Source organism: Nonomuraea sp. NPDC004354, assembly GCF_053602555.1.
In genome coordinates this window covers 22,908-42,257 of record NZ_JBSGDV010000025.1, presented here as the reverse complement: position 1 = coordinate 42,257, position 19,350 = coordinate 22,908, and the positions used below count along the sequence as shown (strand labels likewise).

The following is a 19,350-nucleotide window of genomic DNA, read 5'->3' as shown; positions in this document are numbered from 1 at the left end:
CGTGGGCTGCGATCTGCCTCTTCCGGCGCAAGTGGCGGCAGGATCCCCGTTTCGGCGCCCTCATCGTGGCCATCGTGATGCTGCTAACGATAGGCGCGGGCTGGTGAAGACGCGCCCGTGACGGAACCCGATCTCCGTCCGGCGCGTTGGGCTCGGTGATGGACGAGATTCCTGGTTTGACGGAGTTGGTCGCGCGGCTCACCTCCGATGAGCACGGCTTCGTCGCCGTCCTCCCCGGACTAGACGGCGTCGAGGGGTTCGGCACCACCGCGCTGGCCGCCGCCGCCTGCCATATCCCGGAGGTGGCCGAGCATTTCGGCGACGGCATCGACTGGCTCACCGTCGGCGTGGCCCCGCCCCACGTCGTCGAGTCCCTCGTACGCGACCGGCTGGAGTCCTTCGGCGTCCCGTGGATAACGGCGGACGCCGAGCCCGAGTTCGAGGAGCCCGGCAGCGGCCTGCTCGTGCTCGACGGGGTGCGGACCGCCGAGCAGTTGCGCGCCTGCTTGAGCCTGACCTCGGATGTCACCGTGCTGGTGACCGCCAGGACCGCGGACATCCTGCCCGGACTGCCGTCGATCATCCGGCTCAAGGTCCCTGAGGGGGGCTGGCCCCTGCTCGCCAGGCTGTCCGGGTCGCTGGGGACATCGGTGGACGACGCGTTCGACCTCGCCGATCCGGCCGCCAGGGCCTACGCCGTACGGAAGGTCCTGGACGCCGGGCTGCCGTCGCTCTCGCCGGGGGCGCTGCCGCGTCTGCTGGAGCTCGGCGCCTTCGCCGCGGACAGCGACATCCCCGCGAGCGTCGTTCCCGCCGTGTGGCAGCGGACGGCGGGCCTGTCGAAGGGGGCGTCCGAGCGGCTGCTGGCCGAGCTGTGCGAGGCCGGGCTGGCGGATCTCCGCCCCGACCGCGACCTGCTGCTCGTACCCGACGTGGTCCGTGACTACCTGCGCCAGGCATCGAGCGGGGAGGCCGTCTCCCGCACCGCCATGGCGCTGATCGGCACCTTCACGGACGTCGAGGAGACGGTCACGGACGAGGCCGTCATGTACTGCCTCGCCCACCTGCCCGACCACTACGTGGCGGCCGGGGAGGACCTGGCCGAGCTGGTGACCCAGACGGGCTGGATCGCGTCCAAGCTCGCCTCCCTAGGCATCGCCGCCGTCGACCGTGACCTGGCCAGGGCAGGCGCTCCCGAGGCGGAACGGCTGCGCCGTACGCTGGCCAGGAACGCGCATCTGTTCACCCACGGCGACCGCGGCGCGCTCCTGCCCACCCTCGCGGCCCGCCTGTACGGCGACGCCGGCGAGCTGCGCGAGATGCTCCACGCGGTCGGCGAGCCGTGGCTGGACTGCCTGTGGGCGCCGCCTGACCTGCCCCATCCGGCGCTCGTCCGGACGATGCGGCTCAACGACGAGCGGGTGACCCAGGTGGCCATCAGCCCGGACTCCACCTGGATAGCCGGCGCGAGCTGGGAGGGCAAGGCCAGGATCTGGAACCTCGACGGCAGCCTGCGCGCGACCCTCAGCGGTCACGAGGACGCCGTCTCCTCGGTCGCGATCTCCGCCGACGGGACGTGGCTGGCCACCGCGAGCTGGGACCGGACGGTACGCACCTGGCTGGCCGACGGCACGCCGATCGCGGTCATGGAGGCGGCCCACGGCGAGGTGCAGCAGGTCGCGATCGCCCCCGACGGCACCTGGATCGCCGCGGTGACCGACGACGGCAGCCTGATGGCGTGGAGCGACACGGGCAATCCGCTGTGGCGCGTGCAGGCGCAGGCCGACGAGCACTCGAAGATCGCCATCGGTGCCGGCAGCGCGTGGGTGGCGCATCCCTGCGAGGATGGCATCCGCGTCTGGAACAGGGACGGCACGCAGCGGTGCGCCATCCCGCTGTCAGAGGATCTGCAGGTCGCAGAGGTCGTGGCCCATCCGCTTCGGGACGCGATCGTGGCACTCCACATGGACTCCCGCGCGCGCTGCTGGAGTCCGGAGGGGGCGATGGAGGGCGTGGTGGAACCCGCTCTCGACGACTGTTCCGACATGGCGATGTCGTCCGACGGCCGGTGGCTTGCCGCGTCCGCCGACCGCCCCGAGGGATTCGTCACGGCCAGGCTCGACCGGCCGCGAGAGGAGATGGGGTTCGTCGCCCGCCACGCCCTTGTGAACGACCTGGCCGTCAGCCGGGACGGCACGCTGCTGGTGACCGCGATCGAGCCCAGCACGATCCAGGTCTGGGACCCCGCCGGATTCCCTGCCAGGGGCGAGGACCACCGTCGCACGATCGCCAACGCCGTGGCGGTGGCCAGGGACGGCACCTGGCTGGCCACCGCGGGCATCGGGTTGTCCTTCTGGGATCCGGCGGGCGGCCGTCCCGCGACCGTGGCGGAGGACACCTTCTTCACCTCGGTGGCGATCTCGCCCGCCGGCCGCTGGCTCGCGACCGCCGACTCCGACGGCCTGGTCCGGCTCTTCGAGCGGGACGGCACGCCCATCAGGACGCTCAAGGTGTGCGACGACTGGGCCGACACGGTGGCCATCGCCCCCGACGGCTCGTGGCTGGCGGCCGGCGGCCGCGACGGCCGCGCCAGGCTGTGGTACGCCGACGGCACCCCACTGACCACCATCAAGACGTCGGTGGAGGCCGTGAAGCACCTGGCCATCGCCCCCGAAGGCACCTGGATGGCCACGGCAGGCTCCGACCGGATGGACCTGTGGGACGCGCAGGGCAGGCGGCTGGCTCCCACGCTGGAGACGCCCTCGTTCGTCGGTGGCCTGGCCATGGCGCCCGACGGTGGGTGGGTGGCTGCCGTGCACTGGGACGGCGGCATCGCGCTCTGGGACAGGACAGGCGACGCGGTCGCGACATTGCCCGGCGACGAGGTGCTCTACACGGGCCTCGCGGTGAGCGCGTCGGGCGAGCACCTGGCCGCCACGGCCGACGACGGCACGCTGCGCGTGTGGGACGTGGCTACCCGACGATGCGTCTCCATGATCAGGATGGACGGCGAGCTCCACGGCTGCGCCTGGTCACCACGCGGCGCGCTGTACGCGGCGGGCGATGCGGGCCTCTACGGCTTCGCCCTGCGTTCGCTTCTCACCGCACCGACCTGACCCGACCGCTCCCACGACCACCAGCACCGATCACCGCCTGCCTACACGCTGAGGTCATTGGTCCGGCGGATCCTGCACCTCACCGCAGAGATCGATGACCTGAACACCCAGATCACCACCGTCGGGCTGTTCTTGAGATGGCCTGATCATGTGTCACGAGTGCTCGTCTGATCGTGTGGATCGGGCGGGCTCTCTTCGTTTCCGGGCTCGTAACCGTGCTCGCCGGGCGGTTCGAGGCCGGTGCGGCGGTTGTGGCGAAGGGCTCGGGTGGTGTCCGGTCGCGTCGAGGGCAGGGCGAACCGGCCGGTGGGCATGCTCGCGCCGACTTGTGGGGATGTGCTGTCGGGACGGGCCGGGGTAACGATCTGTTCAGGGCCGGGCGGGCGGGGGTCTTCCGCTGTTGCTGGTGGTGTCGTCGATGTCCGGCTCGGTCGGGAGGTCGTCCCCGGTGGTGGACGACGGCCGGGGTTCGTGGTCGTGGATCTGGCGCCAGGACAGCAGGATCTTCTGGTTGGCGATGCAGACCATGAGGGCGACCAGGATGGTTTGGGCGACGCGGCCGTGGGCGAGCCGGTTGGTCGGGTCGGCCAGGTCGATGACCTGGCCCTTCAACCTGCCGTTAATCCCTTCGGTATTGGCCCGGATGGCCTTGAATGCGCATTTCCAGGCCGGGCTCAGGTAGGGCAGGTCCTGGCGGAGCTTGTCCTTGTGGCCGAGGTCGCCCGGGTGCAGGGTGATGGTCTGCTGGGTGCAGATCGTCGGCAGACACCCGTCGTCGCTGCTGGTCTTCGGCAGCAGGACGGTGGGCTTGGCGGCGGCGTGCGCGGCCCGCTGCCGTGCGTCGGTGAGGTCGACCCGGGTCCGCGGGCCACGTGCTGCTGCTCTGGCCTGGTTGAAACGAGGGCAGTTCACCGACGGGGCGGTCCCGGCGGCACCGGGCACTGCAGGCGGAGCTTCCCCTCGGCGTCGGGGGTCTGCTTGACCTTGAGGAAGTACGGCTGGCGCGCGTGGATCAACGCGGTGAGCTCGTCGTCGGGAGCGCGGATGGCGGCGTCGTCGAGGCCGGTCGTGGCGTGCAGGAGCGGGGCGGGCATCAGGGGACAGGCCAAGGTGCCGTCGACCAGGAGTGCGCCGTGCACGGAGCCTTGCAGGCGGCGCTGCTCGGCTTTGTAATCCAGGGCGAGTCGGTAGCCGCGACCTCGGGCGGGCCGCGCGAAGTGGTCGGCGGTCTGGTCGGTGTAGGCGCGGTCGACAGCGAGTGTGCCGGTGGGCAGCCATTTCGTCCCGCCTCTGGATACCCGCACCGCCACCGAGCTGCTGCGCGGCCGCTGATGCCGGACGGGGCGCGTCCCCGCACGGCGCGGGTGGCCGCCTGCCGTCCCCGGCCGGTCAGCGAAGCGCCCCTGCTGATCCCGGACGCGATGGCGGCCCACCTCGATGACCTGCTCACCGACACCGGGCTCATCGAGGTGATCGAAGCCGAGCTCGCGCATCGGCCCGGGCCGCCCGGGATGCCGGTCCACACCGTGCTGCTCGGCAGCGGGCCAGCGCGCTCGGGGCGAGCCCGGCCGCCGCGGCGACCACGGTCAGGTCGATCCGCGCACTCAGCAACTCGACGATCCAGCCGGCGCGCAGCCGCCGCGCCGACAGCGGGGGAAGGGTCCCGGTCGGGCGGTGCGTCCAGGTCCACGAGGCCACGAGGTTCTTGGCGTAGGCGGCCGTCCGGCCGGGCCGGAACAGATACCGGTCCCCGCCGGTGAGCGCGGTGTCCGCGGCGACGGCCAGGTCGTGTTCGAAGGCCGCGCGGGCGACGATCAGCCGGGTCGTGCCCGGCGCGGCGACGATGACCGTTCCGTCATCGAGGACGCGCACGTGGCTGCCGCGGACGGCGGCGAGTTCGGCCGAGGTCAGTCCGCACCCGGCGGCCAGGGCGATCAGCGCGAGGGCATCGCTGCGGGCCTGGCTGCGAAGGTGGGCGGCCCACCCGCGCAGCCGGGCCAGTTCGGTCGGTGTGTAGGGGGCGGTGCGCTCATTGGGGGCGCTGAGTGCGACCGGGGTGCTTTCCCCACGCTGTGCCCAGGCGAGCGCGGCGCGTACCTGCCGCAGCCAGGACCGGTAGGTCTGTGCGGTGCGCGGGGCCAGGTCGGCGCATCCGGCCAGCACGAACGCGTCGATCGTCTCGTGCCGCAGCCACACCTCCGGGTCAGCGGGCAGCCCGCGCCCGTGGCACCAGATCGCCAATCGGCCGACCACGTGCAGCAGCCGCTCGATGCGGTAGCCGACCCACGGCGCGGACGCGGCGACGGTGGCGCGGACCTGGTCGGCCACCGCCTCCCAGCCGGGCGGGGCATGGCGTGGCCGATAGCTCGTGATCTTCGCCGAGGTGTCGGGGTCGAAGGTCACACTCCATCCATAGTGGCTGGACAAGCAGCCGTTACAGTCGCGGGTGACATTCACCGATAGGAGAACTTCGTGATGGTCGGAGGACATGCGCGCTCGGCGGCTCCGCGGGAGTTGGCCGAGGACCCGCAGGCCTGGCCCCATGCGGACCTGACCCCTCATCCCGCCGCCGCCGTTGTTCAGGCCATCGCCGCCACCCTGGCCGGCATTCTGGCCGAACGCCGACTGAGCCTGCGCGGCCTGGCCGCCGCCTCCGGTGTCAATCGCCAGGCCATCGCCGACCTGCTGGCCGGGCGGTCCTGGCCGGACGTGGCCACCATCGCCCTGCTGGAGACCGCGCTCGCGGTCCGGCTGTGGCCGGAGGGCATCTCGGCGCCCCGATGACGGCGTCGAACGCCGTGATGACCTCGACGGCATGGTCGAGCCTTCCCTCCGCCGCCCCGGAAACCCGGACATCCGGGCATAAGCGGCCGTCGTTTGGCTCGACAGCCTCCAAGCGATCGCCTAGCGCGTTACGCTCGGAAGGCGCGAGCCTTCAAAGAGTTAGGTCTTCTGGGCGCTCATGCAACCCGGTGCCGTCGAGCTGCTACTCGGCGGCACCACTTTTCGATCCGGTCACCAGACCGGCACGTCGGTTCAGTCCGTGGCGGTGTTCCCCTCGCCGGCGAACCCGTTCACTCCGGATGCGATCGTGAACAGGCCCTGCTCACGCTCGACCAGCCAGCCATCGCTCACCAGCCGCTTGAGCCGCGCGCGCATCCCCTCAACTCGACCGCGGACGTCCTGCTGGCCCAGCGCCCGCACCACATCGCGCGCCCGCAGCGGCTTGTCGGAACTGGCCAGCAACACCACCGTTTCCTTGCGCAACCCCCGCAGGGCTGGACGAGTCGGTCCGGGAGCCTCTCCGTGCCCGGCACTGTGCGCGGCGACGTCGTTGTGGCGGCCGCCGGAGCCGACGGAATCGCCGGGCTTTGCATCGTCCGGCTCGTCGTCGGCCGCCAACGCGGCCAGTTCCTCACGCGCGATGGACAGCCGCTCCATGCGCCGCTGTGCGGCGGTCAGCCGCTCCTGCAGCTCCTCCAGCTGCCTGGACAGCTCGGCGCATTGCTGCCGTGCGGCCTCCTCGGCTCCCTCCAGCCTTGCCAGCAGCGCCGCCACCATCTCCTCCTTCGTAGCAGCCATGGAACCGGCGTCATCACTAACCGCGTATATGCAAATCCATACTGTAGCCAGCAATGGCATTGCTGACCCCAAGACTGCAAGATCCTTTACTGGGCCCCGCAGAGTCAGTGGAAAGCCATGGGTGCGCATGGCCTGGCCGGTTCCGCCGCATCTCTGGGATGATCTCGACGATCTGTTCCCGCCGAGCGAAAGGGTCCAGCTTGAACACCGGACAGCCGCCGACCGCCGACCTGCGCGAGTACTACCGGCGACTGATGAACAGCACGCAGTGGCTCGACGTGGGCATGTGCTGGACGGCGGTGGTCCCCGACGATGGACGAGCGCTCACCCTGGACCAGGTCGCCGCCCGGCTCGCCGGGAACACGCCGTACCGGCTGCACGAACCGGCGCCGTTCGAGGCCATCGGGCCGCTCGAACAAGACGCCTACCCCGTGCTCGTCGATTGGTACGGCTCGACCACCGTTCTCTTCGAGTGGGACTACCTCGGGACGAGCCCCACCGTGCTCCAACGGCTCAGTCAGGGAGCACGCGTCTACAGCGCCTGGTGGAACGTCAACGTCAACAATCTGCTGAGCTTCGCGGCCGGAGGCGAGCACGTCCTGGCGATCAACGGGCTCTTCCCCGGGCAGCAGGAAGACCATGCCGGCCTGGCCCGCTGGCCTGAGCTGCAGGCGATGACGGACTTCTTCGCCGAACCCGCGCCCGAGGATCTCGATGAGGACGAGGACGAGGACGACCTGGACAGCCGCGCCGACTACGACTGGCAAGCCGCCATGCTCGCGGTCATCGACCAGACCACGGGGGCGCGGCTGACCGGCGAGTGGCTGAAGCAGCCGCATCCCTACGTGACGGTCCGCATGCCGGACGCGGTCCGCTGATCCCTGAACGGCCAGCGCCCGGGTTGTGCAGGCGGGAAGTGATCATCCTCTTCTCGGGAAGCGATCTCCTCAATCCCTCTTGCACCCCAGGCAAGCCCTATTTGCGAAGACCCCAAAGGGGGCCTCTTGCGGGATGCCCCCTCTCTCCGAGAGGCGGCCATGCAGTCACGGACCTACCTGTACGACCTTCTGGTCTCGACGATCTTCACCGAGGGACTCGATGAGGACGACCTGTGGGCGCTGGGATTCAACGCCCTGTGGATCAAGGGTACGAACCTCGACACCCTCGCCCCGGCCTTCCACCTGGACCTCGCCACCCGCACCCCCTGCTACCTGAGCGAGATCCTCGACCACCACCTCGACGACGGCTCCCGCTGGGTGGCCGAGGTCAACGGCTGGATCGGCATCGTGCCGGCGCTCTTCGACGATGACGCGTCCCTGATGTCCGTCACCCAGGGCGGCCGTCAGGCCCTCAGCTTCAGCATGGACATCCACGGCAGGGAGTACTTCAAGTACGCCCGTGACGGGCGCATGATCGTCTCTTTCGTGTCCAAGCCTGATCGGAGGTTCGGTGACGATCCGCACGCGCTCGATCACCTGATGGAGGGACTGCGCTTCCAGGTCACCGATGACGACGTTGACCCTGTGGAAGCGGACGAGGGCGTTAGCTCAGCCTTGGCGCTGATCGGACGGATCACCGAAACCGACATCGCCGCCGATTGGTTCCAGGCGCGGCACTCGCGCATCGGCGACCCCTCCTGGCACCCACCCAGACCTTGAATGCAGGATTGGCCGGGAAACGATCATTCCCATCCTGGGAAGCAATCAACGATTCCCTGACTCGTCCGCAGGTCAGGACCACTCGTGAACACCCCCCACCTGCTCGTTCTGGGCCGACAAGGCCACCAGCGTCTCGCGGGTAATGGACAGGCGCCGGAGCTGGTCCTCCGACGCGGCCAGTTGCTCACGCAGTTCGGCCGCTTTCTCGGTGGCAGCCGCCTCGGCCTGGGCCAAACGTTCCAGCAGTGACGTCACGTCGCCCTTCACGAAAGAGCGCGGACGCGCCCATCCGATCCGCTTCACGCCATGTGGTCCAACAACTCCACACTGTAAGCGGGGAAGTGCTGGCAGTCACTACCACAATCAAGATCAACACATGCGTGTAGGCGCTTGCCAGGCCGGCTCGCTAACGCGCAGAGCCGGACGCGCTCTGCCGGGGCTGGCCGGTCACACGCAGCCCTCGAGTCCCCACCAGACGGGGCGCCGGTCTACCGCCTCCCGCCGGTAGAAGGTCATCCGCTGATCGTTCACCTTGTCGGCTGACGCCGATGCCGCGCGACAACTGCCCGGCCAGCAGGCATCTCCAGTTGCATCGGGCTGGCAGCGCGACAGCGCTTACGGACCGGCCGCCCGGAGAAGCGGTCACTGCGACCGGCTGACCGGCTGACCGGCACGAAGTGGGCCACCGTTAATGTTGGACGCTCATCGAATATTTTGGGAGTTGGGTATGCGTGCTCTACAGATCGACCACTTTGGAGATCTTGATGTGCTGGCGCTGGTCGACGTGCCGGAACCGCATCCTGCCGATGGCGAGGTGCTGGTGCGGGTCATCGCCTCGGCCATCAACCCGGTTGATGACAAGACCCGGGAGGGGGCCATCGGTGAGGGCGCGCCGCCGTTGCCGATGACGCTGGGCTGGGAACTGGCGGGGATCGTCGTCAACTCAGGCACGAGTGGGTTGCCCGTCGGCGAGCGGGTGTTCGGCATGTCGCATCAGTTGGCGACCGGGCGCGGCTCATGGGCCGACCTCGTCGCCATCCCGGCTGCCTCTATCGCCCAGGCGCCCACGTCGGTCAGCCTGGCGGAGGCGGCGGCCCTGCCCCTGCCGGGACTGACCGCGTTGCAGACCCTGGACTGGTTGCAGGTCGGCCAGGGAGACAAGCTGCTGGTGGCAGGCGCGGCAGGAGCCGTCGGCGGCCTCGCAGTGCAGCTCGCGGGGCGCAGGTGGACGCGCTGGTGTCCAGGCAGGCGCAGATCCAGGTGGTGCAAGAACTGGGAGCCGACCACGCCACCATCGACCGGACCACGCTGCGGGCGGGCGGCTACGACGCCATCTTCGACACCTTCGGCGCCTTTGTCACCGACGCCGTGGCCGATGGCGGCAGGTACGCCTCGATCGCTACTCAAGCCGGGCCCGTACCCGACCTGTCGCATCGTCGGGTGCGCACCACGGTCAACCAGGTACGCGAAGACGGTCGCGGACTCGCCGAACTCGCCGCAGCCGTGGACGGCGGGCGACTGAAGATCCGGGTCGACGCGCAATACGGCGTGCAGAACGTGAAAACCGCACATGAGCATTTCCAGCGGGGGAGCCTGAACGGGAAGATCGCGCTCATCTTCTGAACAGAGGACGTCTGGGAAACGATCATCCTGACGGTGGGAAGCGATCTCCACTACCTACGTCACGTCGCAGGTGGAAGCACTCGTGAACACCCCACCGTCATCACCGCCTGCTGCCCGGCCCCGCTGCCGGGCTCATGACGGACGCTCCGTATCGGCGGTGGCCGAGCCCGGCTCCTCCCCGGCGCCCTCGGCGAGCCGATGCGCAGGCTCCTGTCTGATGGCCACGAGTTCGGCGCGGGTTGTCTCCGCTTCGCGCCGCGCGGCGTCGCGTTCGGCCTCGGTGCGAGCGAGCGCGACCGCCGCGGCGGTCGCGCCCTCGGTGGCCTGCCGGCGTGTCTGGGTCAGGTCCTCGCGCAGCCGCCCCACGTCGCGCTCGTGGCGGTGGCGTTCGGCGGTGAGCTCCTCGCGTACGCCGGCTGTCTCGGCGCGCGCCTCGGCCACGGCCGCCTTCAGCGCGCCGATCTGCTCGGCGGCCTCGGCCAGACGCTGGCGGGAGCCGGTCAGCTGGTCGGACAGGCGGCGGGCCTCGGCGCGTTCGGCGGCCAGCTTCGTCTCGGCCTCGCCGAGCCGGGTCTGCGTCTTGCCCAGCGCGGTGGCCTGGGCCTCGGCGAGCTCGGCCTGGTCGGCGAGCTGGCGGCGCAGGGTGCGCAGCTCGTCGGCCTGGCGGTCGCGAACGTCTTCGGCGGCCTGACGGGCGACCTCGGCGGCGGCCTGGCGGCGTTCGGCGGCCACCACGCGGGTCTCGGTCTCGCGCTGGATGCGCTCGGCGTCGGCGCGGGCGCGGACTACGGCCACCGGTCAGGCCTCCGGGTGGGGTGACTTCACCGGGCAGGTGAAAACCATATCGGTCACCGCGTTCGACCCAGGGTCGAACGCGATGAAGTCGACCGTGCTGGCAACTTACGCCTATGACTCCACCGGCCATCTGCGGCAAGTCAGCGATCCGCGCACCAACCTGGCCACGCTGTACTACTACAACGGACAGGGCCGGATCTCCCAGGTCACCCCACCCGGACTTGCCCCGTGGCGGATGGAATACGACGCCCTCGGCCGTCTGGCCCATGTCCAACGTGAGGGTGGGGACACTGATCCCACTTGGCCTATCGCCTACGACGTGCCGATCGGGGGCAGCGACGCACCAGTCGACCTCACCGCAGCACAGACCGCCAAGTGGGGGCAAACGACTGACCTGCCCGTCACCGGCACTGCCATCTTCCCGGCTTCCCATGTTCCCGCGCGAGGCGGCGATGGCGCCTATCACCCAATCACCGCCGATTGGCCCTACGGGGAGCTCACCTACCTCGACATCAACGGGCGTCCAGTCAATAGAGCTGATTTCGGTGCGGGCGCCTGGCAGTTCGGCGCAGCACGCCATGACGCCAAGGGCAATGTCGTTTGGGCACTGACAGCCGACAACCGCGCCCAGGCACTGACGCCAACGGCCGATACCGATCCCTACGTCGCGGCCCGCGCTGACACCGCCGAACGAGCCGAGCTGCTGGCGACCACCAGCACCTACAACGCTGATAGTGACCTGATCAGCCGCCAAGGCCCTACCCACACCGTCAAGCTGAACGCGGGCACGGTGGCCTCCGCCCGCAGCACCATCAGAACGACATACGACGAGGGCAAGCCGCTCGCCGGCGTGAACTACCACCTGGCCACCACCACGGTGACAGCACCGACCGTAGTTGATGGCACCGCCACACCCGATGCCGCCGATCGACGCACTGTCAAGACCGGCTATGACCCGATCGCCAGCGGTGACCACTCCGGCTGGGAACTGCGCGTCCCCACCAGCATCACCACCGTGCTCGACGGCGCCGTCGACATCACCAGGAAAACCCGCTACGACGCGTCCGGCCGAGTGATCGAATCACGCATGCCGGAAAGCAGCGGCAGTGATGCCGGAACCACGGTCAACTGGTACTACACCGCCGAGGCCAGCGGACCCGAGCAGTGCCGTCGACCTGCTTGGGCAGGTCTGCCCTGCCGCACCGAGCCCAAAGCGCAACCAGGCACCGGCAAACCGCTATCTGCCGTAGAGATCACCAGCTACACCCAGATGGGCCAGCCGCTGGTCACGACCGACACCGCCGGTTCAGTCGTTCGCACCACAACGTCGCGCTACGACGCAGCTGCCCGCCGTGTGGGCGAAAGCACGACGGTCACTCCGGCCGCCGAAGGCGGGACTGCCCTGCCCGAGTTCACCGCTGACTACGACCCGGCCACCGGCCTGCTCACCAAGAACAGCGCAGGCCAGACGAGCATTAGCGTCGGCTACGACACCTTCGGCCGCGCCCTCACCTATACCGACGCTGACGCCAATACCTCGACCTACACCTATGACCTTGACGGCAACATTGCCACCGTCGCCGACGGCAAGGGCACCACGACCTACACCTACGACGGCGTCGACGCGAACGGCAAGGCCGAACGGCGCGGCTTGCTCACCAGGATCGACGTATCCGGAGTCGGCACGATGGTCGGCGCCTACGACGCCGACGCTGCTCTGATCGCCCAGATCTACCCCGGCGGCCTTACGGCTAGGTGGCGCTACGACAACAACAACGCCCTCATTGGGCTGTCGTACGCCAAAGCGGACACATCGTGGCTGTCCTTCACGACGCTACCCGCGGCTGCCGGCGGTGTCGCCCAGGCACGAGGGCCAGGCAGCCAGCAGGATTACACCTACGACAATGCGGGCCGCTTGCTCAAGGTGGCCGATCTCGTCAACGGAACCTGCATCACACGGGTTTACAGCTTCACACTCAACAGCAACCGCAGCCGCCTCGATTCCTACAAGGATGCAGGCGATGGCAGATGCACCACTTCAAGCACCCCCACCAGCCGAACCTACAGCTATGACCAAGCTGACCGACTGACTAGCTCCGGGTACACCTACGACGCCTTCGGCCGCACAGCCGTCCTGCCCGCTGTCGACACCGCAGGCACGGCCGATCTCACGATCGGCTACTACGCCAACGACCTGGTCTCCTCCATGACGGCTGGCGGCATCAGCCGCACGTTCGCGGTTGACCCCAAGCTTCGGGTCCGAACCATCACACAAGCTGGCGGCAGCGCCCCGGGCACCACGGTCCACCACTATGGCGATGACAGTGATCGGCCTATCTGGACCGCAGAGGCCGACGGCGGGTGGACCCGCAACATCGATGGCCTGACCGGCGATCTGGCGGCGCTGCAATCCTCCACCGGCAGAGTCAGCCTCCAACTCGCCAACCCGCACGGTGATGTGGTCGCCACTGCCGATGCAGCGACTACCAGCGGAATAGACAACTATTCCGAGCAGACCGAGTACGGCATCGCCAGAAGCTCGGGCGGCAATGCCCCCCGATATGGCTGGCTTGGCAGCGAACAACGCGCCACCGACCCCCTCGCCGGTGTCCTACTCATGGGCGCCCGCCTGTACAACCCCGCCACTGGCCGCTTCCTCCAAACCGATCCCCAGAAGGGCGGAAGCGCCAACGACTATGAGTACGCGGGAGCCGATCCCGTCAACAACACCGATCTGGACGGACAGGTCGTCCTAGTTGACGATCTGATCATCGGAGCGGTGATCATCTGCGGGCTTCTGATCATCGCTGCCGCCGACCACTACCGCAGGAATCCGCCCACCTTCGCCTGGTCGCAAGAGCCGGGTAGCCGCCCCGGTAAGAATTTCACCCCCAGGGGAAAACAAGAGGTTTACGAAAAGAACGCCGCCAAAAACGGAGGGGTTAATAGGTGCGAACAATGCAATGTGGAAACCGTAAAGCCCAAGAAGAGTAGCACCGGCGTAACTCCGCCAAAGAATGAATCTCAGATCGACCACAAGCACCCAAAGAGCAAGAACGGGTCAGGAACGCCAGAAAACGGTCAGGTGCTCTGTCGAGTCTGCAATCGCAACAAAAGCAACAAGACGCCGACCACGAAGTCGACGTCAACAACCAGGAGCTCAAAGAATAGGAACACTTCACCAAATAGCCATCAACAGCGTGCAGTTTAGAGTGTCAAGCGACGGTGCCGAGCGGCGAGCTTGGTCGCATTTTTAGCTCCTGCTTCGCGGCACTGAGAGAGTAATACGGCTTTGGGGCGGGTCTTCCGGTGTGAGCGATGCGGGGCCCGCCCCACTCCCCAGCCATGAAGAATTTTGAGTCTATGCACATTCTTCCGATCCCGCCCGATCGGAAATATGTCAAAATGTCACACGTGGACCGTCCGCAACTTCCGAAAAGTAGCGTTTGCATGCGACTGCTAAGATAGCCTGGTAGCGGCCGAGCCGCCTCAGTGACTAGCGATCAAAGATAAAGAGGAGTGCCAGTATATGGGCGAGCTTCTGCGTGACTTGCCACACCCTTTCCCCGGTGACCGTTTTCCGGAAGGTTTGGGCGGCGTGGTACAGCGCACTGTTGCAAGCGGAGAACTTCCAGCGCTTATTGTGATCCACGATGCCGACAACGACTGGTTGATCGGTGACGGTGTGAATGATCCAAATTCTTACGAAGCTTCTGGCCTTTTTCACTTGCGCCACATTGTTGACCAAGACCCCTCTATTGAGGCGACGGCGTCTCTTCCTCTCGGGTACATGGCCTGGAGAAACAGCCCAAGTGAAGACTGGACTGTAGAGAAGTTCGCCTACGCAGAAGAGCAGGGCAACGATTCGCCGTAGGGCGAGACTCGGCCAGCTTCTTCCGGGAAGGGGGCAGAGTCTTCAGCAAGTCCTGTTCCGTCCGCGCCAACGGGTGCTCGCTGACACACTTGGATGGGAGCCGGCACGGATCATTTCGCTTGTAAACGCGCCCGCATCCACGACGCCCTGGCTACCCGCCTGTCTTACGCCGGATTGCAGCCGCCCTGGACGAAAGCCGCGACGCCCTCCAGCTCTGGCGCCGCCTCGCCGTGCTCAACCGGGACGCCTACCTGCCCGACCTGGCCGCCTCGGTGAACAACCACGCGATCCGGCTGGCGGAGGTGGGGCTGCGGGGCGAGGCGGTGGGGGTCAGCGAGGAAGCCGTCACTCTGCGCCGGGAGCTGGTGGCGCTCACCGGCCGGCGCGGCGGCTTTGGTGGACGGCTCTCCCGCCCCGCGGCCCTACCTGAAGGATGCTGGCGGGCAGCGGGAGATCGAGCTCAAAGATCTGGATGATCGGCTTTTTGGACAGGTAAAGCTACCGGTCCGCCTTGGTTGCCGCCTTGAATTCGATGCGGCAGAACCCCCTATCGGCTCGGCAGAGTTGAGATTGCTTCCTGGGAACGAGATCGCGCGCTCGATCGATGTGAATACGACCAGTTCCCGCAGCTTGAGACAGAGCCGTAGTCATCCAGGGCTGGAAACTCGCCCCTAACGACCGAGCTCCGCACCGATGGAGGCTCCCCACTCGGGTCGGCGCCATCAGAGGCAAAGTAGCTCTGCGTGACAATGGTGACCAAGACGACGAGCACGTCCGCATCCACGGCAAGGGCGGCACCGTCCGCACCGTCCTGCTGGACGACCACGGCTACGTCGCCCTCCTCAAGCTCAACCTGAGTCGCGCCGGCTACCGGTTCTGCCCCGTCTTCCGCGCCAGCATCAACGGGACCGGCGGACCGCTGTCCTACGACGCCGCCCACCACCGGTGGCAGGGCTACTGCGAGGCGGCCGGAGTCGACATCGAGATCCACCAGCTACGGCACGCCCACGCCACCGAACTCATCAACGCCGACGTCTCCATCGAGGTCGTCCGCCGGCGGCTCGGCCACGCCTCCACCGAAACCACCCAGCTGTACACCCTCCTCGCCGACGACGTCGCAGACACCGAGATCCGAGCCGCCCGCCGACGCCGCGACCGCCGCTGACCTGCACTGCTCCACACGTCACTACACACAACCAAGATCAATCTCGGCGCGGGGCGCCAACGGCTGTTCCCAGTACCAGTCTGACGCCGGCACCCGGACCTCTCCTGGGCTCAGCCCAGCGCGTCCATCAGGGCGGTGACATAGGCATCCAGCCGCTCCTCCACGGCTCGCGTCGTCAGCTCTGTCCTGCCTGCCTCACGCCATGGCTGCGACACGAACGTTACTTCTTCTGAGCAGGCCAGCGCGTCCCGCACCTGCCAGTACAGCCGCTCGCTCGCGGCCGCGGCCAGCACCCCGCCGGCCTCCTCGTACGCCTCAGCGAACCGCAGACCCCACGCCGGTCCGTGCAGCAGCGCGAGGTTGGTGGAGCAGTGCGCCACATCGAGGTCCGCCGGGCCCCAACAGGCCGCCGCCCAGTCGACGACGCCGGTGATCCGGGCGCCTGCCGGCGTTGAGGGCGGCACGTCGAACAACACGTTGCCGGGTTGGAAGTCCCGGTGCAGGCACCGCCCTTCATAGGGCGGCGCGGGCTTGCGGATCACGTCGATCGCCGCGGCCCAGGCCGCCGCGTCGGCGCCCTTCGGAGTCACGACGGTGTCGGCGGTCGTCAGCGTCACATACTTCCGGGGCCGCTCGGCGGGCCGCAGCGCATGGATGGCCACGAGTTGACGGGCCAGCAGTGGGAGGCGCGTCTCCAATCCCTCATCGTCGAGGACCGTCCGGCCTGCCAGATGTGTCATCAGGAGCGATGGATACTCGCAATGCGCGGCGGTCGGATCAACCGCGACCAGCTCAGGAGCCGGCACGCCGGTCCCGGCGAGCAGGGACAGAGCGCCGGCCTCCCCGTTCAGCCCGTCCTCGGCGCCCCTCACGTAGAACGGGTCGACGAAGCTCCGCAGCACCAGGTCACGGGTGTCTCCTTCCTGCGTGCCGATGCTCAGCTTCCGCATCTCGGCCGTGATGCCGCCGTGCAGCACCTCGGTTCTGACGATCCGTTCGCCGACCTCCAGGTGCCGGCTCACCCAGGCCAGTGTCAACGGTCGGACCGCCGCCTCATCGTAGTTGATCACCGTGCCACCTCATCATCCCGACGGCGGTACCCGCCAGGACCTTTTTGGCGGCGATGGCCGCGCTACTCAAGCCCCGCGCCCGGCGCGCATTCCCGACAATGCCGGGGTGGGTGGCGCCCCGGTCAGATCGAAGCTGTACGTGGCCTCCAGGCCCCACACCCGTCATTGCCAGGGCCATCGGCTTCCACAACAAGACCACCACCCGAATCGCTGCTGACGCAGGGACACCTGGAACCGCTACACCCCGAACGACCACTCACAGTGAACGTCCTCAACGCGAGTGGCTCGAATACAGACCACTTGATCAACGACTCCCACCAGTCGTAACCCTGGTCAGGTCCTGGGCATGCCAGCGCTCGCCGGTCTCGACCCACAGCCACAGGTCATCGCGCTGCTCCCCGAACACCCTGCTTGATCCGCCCGACGGTGTGGTCGTCCAGCAGATGCCGAGCGCGCCGCGCCGGCTCCAGAGTCCGCAACTGATCACGGTTGGCACCCAGCTGCTCCAGGACGACCGCGGTCATCATGTCCACGTCGATCATCGGCCGCCACTCGGGCTCGCCCCTGCCGCCACCATCACCACGCGCCATGCCTCAGATCGGCCCAGACCCCCACCAGCCGCCCGCTGCACCCTCACCACATCGAGACCCTGAACTGCCTCCCACGCCGTGATCATTATCGGCGCCAGCCTTCTGTGCGATGGAACGGAATCCGGCGTTAACCACGTGCGGAGAACCGTAACGACAAGGGCTCGCTGACCAGCGGGAACCCCGTTAACGCCGGATTCCGTTCCAAATCTCTCTGACCCCCGTGTCCGCCGCGTGTCCGATTTCTCTCGCAGCTTAGTTCTCTCTGCCTCTCGCAAACGCCTCTCGCAGAATGGTCCTGCGTTAGGCGTCGTCCCCCGAACTCTCGACTGGCCTCCGGGCCAGCTCCTGTCGGATGGCCGCGAGTTCGGCGCGGGCGGCCCCTGCCTCGCGTCGGGCGGCGTCGCGTTCGGCCTCGGCGCGGGCGAGCGCGACCGCCGCGGCGGTGGTCTGTTCGGCGGCCTGCCGGTGGATCTGGTCCAGCTGGTCGCGCAGCCGCTTTGTCGCGGGATTGGAAGCGCGGGGCGAGTGAGGCGGCGAAGATCATTGAGAAGGCGGTCCGGCCGTCGTCCAGGCCGTAGCACCAGATCTGCCGGCCAGGCTCGAGGTAGCCGAGGTAAACGCCGTTGCTGCTGTCGGGGTAGTCCGGCACGATGAACGCGGCCACGCAATAGCCGAGGTAGCGGATGAACGGCTGCTCATCGCCGAACACCAGCCGCCGGGTGTGCGAATGCAGCCCATCGCAACCGATCACCAGGTCGAAGCGTCGGCTGGGCGAGCGCGCGAAGTCGACCTCGACGCCGTCGTGGTCCTGCCGCAGGGCAAGGACCCGGTCGTCGAAAAGGGTCTCCACGCGGTCATCCAGCGCCTCGTAGATCACCTTGGCCAGGTCGCTGCGGGCGATGGTCATGTACCGGTCGCTGGAGGCACCGAGCGTACGGCGCATGTCGATGCGCTGCTTGACCTGGCCGTCCTGGCCGATCAGCTGCGTCTCATCGACGCGCACGGCGTGCCGGGACAGCGCGGGCAGCAGATCCATGCGCTTGGCGACGTCGTATCCGGCGCCGGAGAAGTCCAGCAGGTAGCCGCCGGTGCGCAAAGCGGGCGCGCGTTCGACCAGGGTGGGGCGAAAGCCGTAGGCGGACAGCCAGTAGGCCAAGGTCGGGCCGGCGACGCCGGCGCCGCAGATGAGGATGTCGCGATTGTTCACGGGGTTGTCTGCCTCTCGTAGTGGGGATCGTGCATGATCGCGGCGAGCAGGAAGGCGACCACCTGATCGCGCGTCCGGTCAAGGGCGGGCTCGGCACCGGTCAGCTGTTGGTGCAGGGCCAGGGCCGAGGGCGCCGACCAGCACATTTGCAGGGCCAGGACGGCGACCAGGCCGGCCTCGAGGTCCGGCCGGACGGTGCCCGCCTGGCGTGCGGCTGCCAGCACGGCGGTCAACCGGGCCAGGTCGTCGGTGTCGAAGCGGCCTGCGATCTTGGCGTAGGTCTGCCAGCCTTCGGCCTGCTCCCAGCACAGCATCCGCGCCATCTGGGGACGGGCCAGCATGTGATCGACCAACGTGCCCAGCACCGACCGCAGCAACATCGACAGCCGCTCGCGATCCGCCGCAGATGCCTCGAGCTCGCCGGGAGGCGGCATTACCTGGCTGCTGAGCTCGGCGACGTCCTGGTCCATGCGCTGCAGCACCTCGGTGTACAGGCCGAGCTTGTCGCCGAAGTACCGGAAGATCAGGGCCTTGTTGCAGTCGGATGCCTCGGCGATCAGGTCGATGCGGGCTCCGTCGAAACCGTGCTCGGCGAACTCCTGCGCGGCCGCCGCCAGGATGGCCTGCCGGGTCGCGGCCGAGTCGTGAGGTCGCCTGGGTCTCGCCATGG

General features: G+C 68.1%; 18 protein-coding genes and 1 pseudogene. 9 read left to right on the top strand and 10 right to left on the bottom strand.

The features are described from left to right. Positions 1-176 precede the first annotated feature (176 nt). Entirely contained in the window at positions 177-3,116 is a 2,940-nt protein-coding gene (locus ACWENQ_RS40890) for a WD40 repeat domain-containing protein (RefSeq protein ID WP_452419117.1), read from the top strand. Positions 3,117-3,485: 369 nt separating this feature from the next. On the opposite strand, the gene ACWENQ_RS40885 is transcribed toward ACWENQ_RS40890, so the two are convergent. The 3 genes from ACWENQ_RS40885 to ACWENQ_RS40875 form a co-directional block, all read right to left on the bottom strand. Then, on the bottom strand, positions 3,486-4,028 hold the full coding sequence (locus ACWENQ_RS40885) for a hypothetical protein (RefSeq protein ID WP_452419115.1): 543 nt from the start codon (positions 4,026-4,028) through the stop codon (positions 3,486-3,488). After that, positions 4,025-4,420, bottom strand: a complete 396-nt coding sequence (locus ACWENQ_RS40880) for a hypothetical protein (RefSeq protein ID WP_449931385.1) — start codon at positions 4,418-4,420, stop codon at positions 4,025-4,027. Before ACWENQ_RS40880 ends, ACWENQ_RS40885 begins: the two co-directional genes overlap by 4 nt. Before the next feature lie 157 nt (positions 4,421-4,577). Continuing rightward, positions 4,578-5,519 (bottom strand): hypothetical protein, encoded by a 942-nt coding sequence (locus ACWENQ_RS40875; protein ID WP_449931383.1) that lies wholly within the window; start codon positions 5,517-5,519, stop codon positions 4,578-4,580. A gap of 72 nt (positions 5,520-5,591) precedes the next feature. Between ACWENQ_RS40875 and ACWENQ_RS40870 the strand changes: the two genes are divergently transcribed. Then, positions 5,592-5,900: a helix-turn-helix domain-containing protein gene (locus tag ACWENQ_RS40870; protein ID WP_449931461.1), complete on the top strand. Its 309-nt coding sequence runs from the start codon at positions 5,592-5,594 to the stop codon at positions 5,898-5,900. Positions 5,901-6,152: 252 nt separating this feature from the next. Here ACWENQ_RS40870 and ACWENQ_RS40865 read toward each other — a convergent pair whose 3' ends face one another. Then, a complete protein-coding gene (locus ACWENQ_RS40865; protein ID WP_449931381.1) occupies positions 6,153-6,677 on the bottom strand; it encodes a hypothetical protein in 525 nt (174 codons plus the stop codon). Positions 6,678-6,898: 221 nt separating this feature from the next. Here ACWENQ_RS40865 and ACWENQ_RS40860 point away from each other — a divergent pair, with 221 nt between their 5' ends. Then, positions 6,899-7,576 (top strand): DUF6461 domain-containing protein, encoded by a 678-nt coding sequence (locus ACWENQ_RS40860; protein WP_452419114.1) that lies wholly within the window; start codon positions 6,899-6,901, stop codon positions 7,574-7,576. Between the two features lie 159 nt (positions 7,577-7,735). Further along, entirely contained in the window at positions 7,736-8,356 is a 621-nt protein-coding gene (locus ACWENQ_RS40855; RefSeq protein ID WP_449931377.1) for a DUF6461 domain-containing protein, read from the top strand. 72 nt (positions 8,357-8,428) lie between these two features. Here ACWENQ_RS40855 and ACWENQ_RS40850 read toward each other — a convergent pair whose 3' ends face one another. After that, positions 8,429-8,659 (bottom strand): hypothetical protein, encoded by a 231-nt coding sequence (locus ACWENQ_RS40850; RefSeq protein WP_449931375.1) that lies wholly within the window; start codon positions 8,657-8,659, stop codon positions 8,429-8,431. Between the two features lie 388 nt (positions 8,660-9,047). Between ACWENQ_RS40850 and ACWENQ_RS40845 the strand changes: the two are divergent. Both ACWENQ_RS40845 and ACWENQ_RS40840 read left to right on the top strand, forming a co-directional pair. Further along, positions 9,048-9,362 (top strand): annotated as a pseudogene (locus ACWENQ_RS40845) (alcohol dehydrogenase catalytic domain-containing protein); the annotation flags it as partial. Between the two features lie 218 nt (positions 9,363-9,580). Beyond that, complete coding sequence (locus ACWENQ_RS40840) at positions 9,581-9,979, top strand: zinc-binding dehydrogenase (protein ID WP_452419113.1); 399 nt, start codon at positions 9,581-9,583, stop codon at positions 9,977-9,979. A 132-nt stretch (positions 9,980-10,111) separates the two neighbouring features. Here the strand turns inward: ACWENQ_RS40840 and ACWENQ_RS40835 are convergent, their stop codons facing one another. After that, positions 10,112-10,774 (bottom strand): hypothetical protein, encoded by a 663-nt coding sequence (locus ACWENQ_RS40835; protein WP_452419111.1) that lies wholly within the window; start codon positions 10,772-10,774, stop codon positions 10,112-10,114. An 82-nt stretch (positions 10,775-10,856) separates the two neighbouring features. On the opposite strand from ACWENQ_RS40835, the gene ACWENQ_RS40830 reads away from it, so the two are divergent. The 3 genes from ACWENQ_RS40830 to ACWENQ_RS40820 all read left to right on the top strand — a co-directional run bounded on the left by ACWENQ_RS40830 (position 10,857) and on the right by ACWENQ_RS40820 (position 15,813). Beyond that, positions 10,857-13,985: an RHS repeat-associated core domain-containing protein gene (locus ACWENQ_RS40830; protein WP_452419109.1), complete on the top strand. Its 3,129-nt coding sequence runs from the start codon at positions 10,857-10,859 to the stop codon at positions 13,983-13,985. Positions 13,986-14,303: 318 nt separating this feature from the next. Next, positions 14,304-14,648, top strand: a complete 345-nt coding sequence (locus ACWENQ_RS40825) for a hypothetical protein (RefSeq protein ID WP_449931761.1) — start codon at positions 14,304-14,306, stop codon at positions 14,646-14,648. Positions 14,649-15,297: 649 nt separating this feature from the next. Next, on the top strand, positions 15,298-15,813 hold the full coding sequence (locus tag ACWENQ_RS40820) for a tyrosine-type recombinase/integrase (protein ID WP_452419184.1): 516 nt from the start codon (positions 15,298-15,300) through the stop codon (positions 15,811-15,813). Between the two features lie 110 nt (positions 15,814-15,923). Here ACWENQ_RS40820 and ACWENQ_RS40815 read toward each other — a convergent pair whose 3' ends face one another. The 4 genes from ACWENQ_RS40815 to ACWENQ_RS40800 all read right to left on the bottom strand — a co-directional run bounded on the left by ACWENQ_RS40815 (position 15,924) and on the right by ACWENQ_RS40800 (position 19,348). Then, a complete protein-coding gene (locus ACWENQ_RS40815; RefSeq protein WP_452419107.1) occupies positions 15,924-16,883 on the bottom strand; it encodes a phosphotransferase family protein in 960 nt (319 codons plus the stop codon). A 383-nt stretch (positions 16,884-17,266) separates the two neighbouring features. Further along, positions 17,267-17,473 (bottom strand): hypothetical protein, encoded by a 207-nt coding sequence (locus ACWENQ_RS40810; protein WP_452419105.1) that lies wholly within the window; start codon positions 17,471-17,473, stop codon positions 17,267-17,269. A 127-nt stretch (positions 17,474-17,600) separates the two neighbouring features. After that, positions 17,601-18,680, bottom strand: a complete 1,080-nt coding sequence (locus ACWENQ_RS40805; protein ID WP_452419104.1) for an FAD-dependent monooxygenase — start codon at positions 18,678-18,680, stop codon at positions 17,601-17,603. Beyond that, a complete protein-coding gene (locus tag ACWENQ_RS40800) occupies positions 18,677-19,348 on the bottom strand; it encodes a TetR/AcrR family transcriptional regulator (protein ID WP_452419102.1) in 672 nt (223 codons plus the stop codon). Before ACWENQ_RS40800 ends, ACWENQ_RS40805 begins: the two co-directional genes overlap by 4 nt. Positions 19,349-19,350 lie beyond the last annotated feature (2 nt).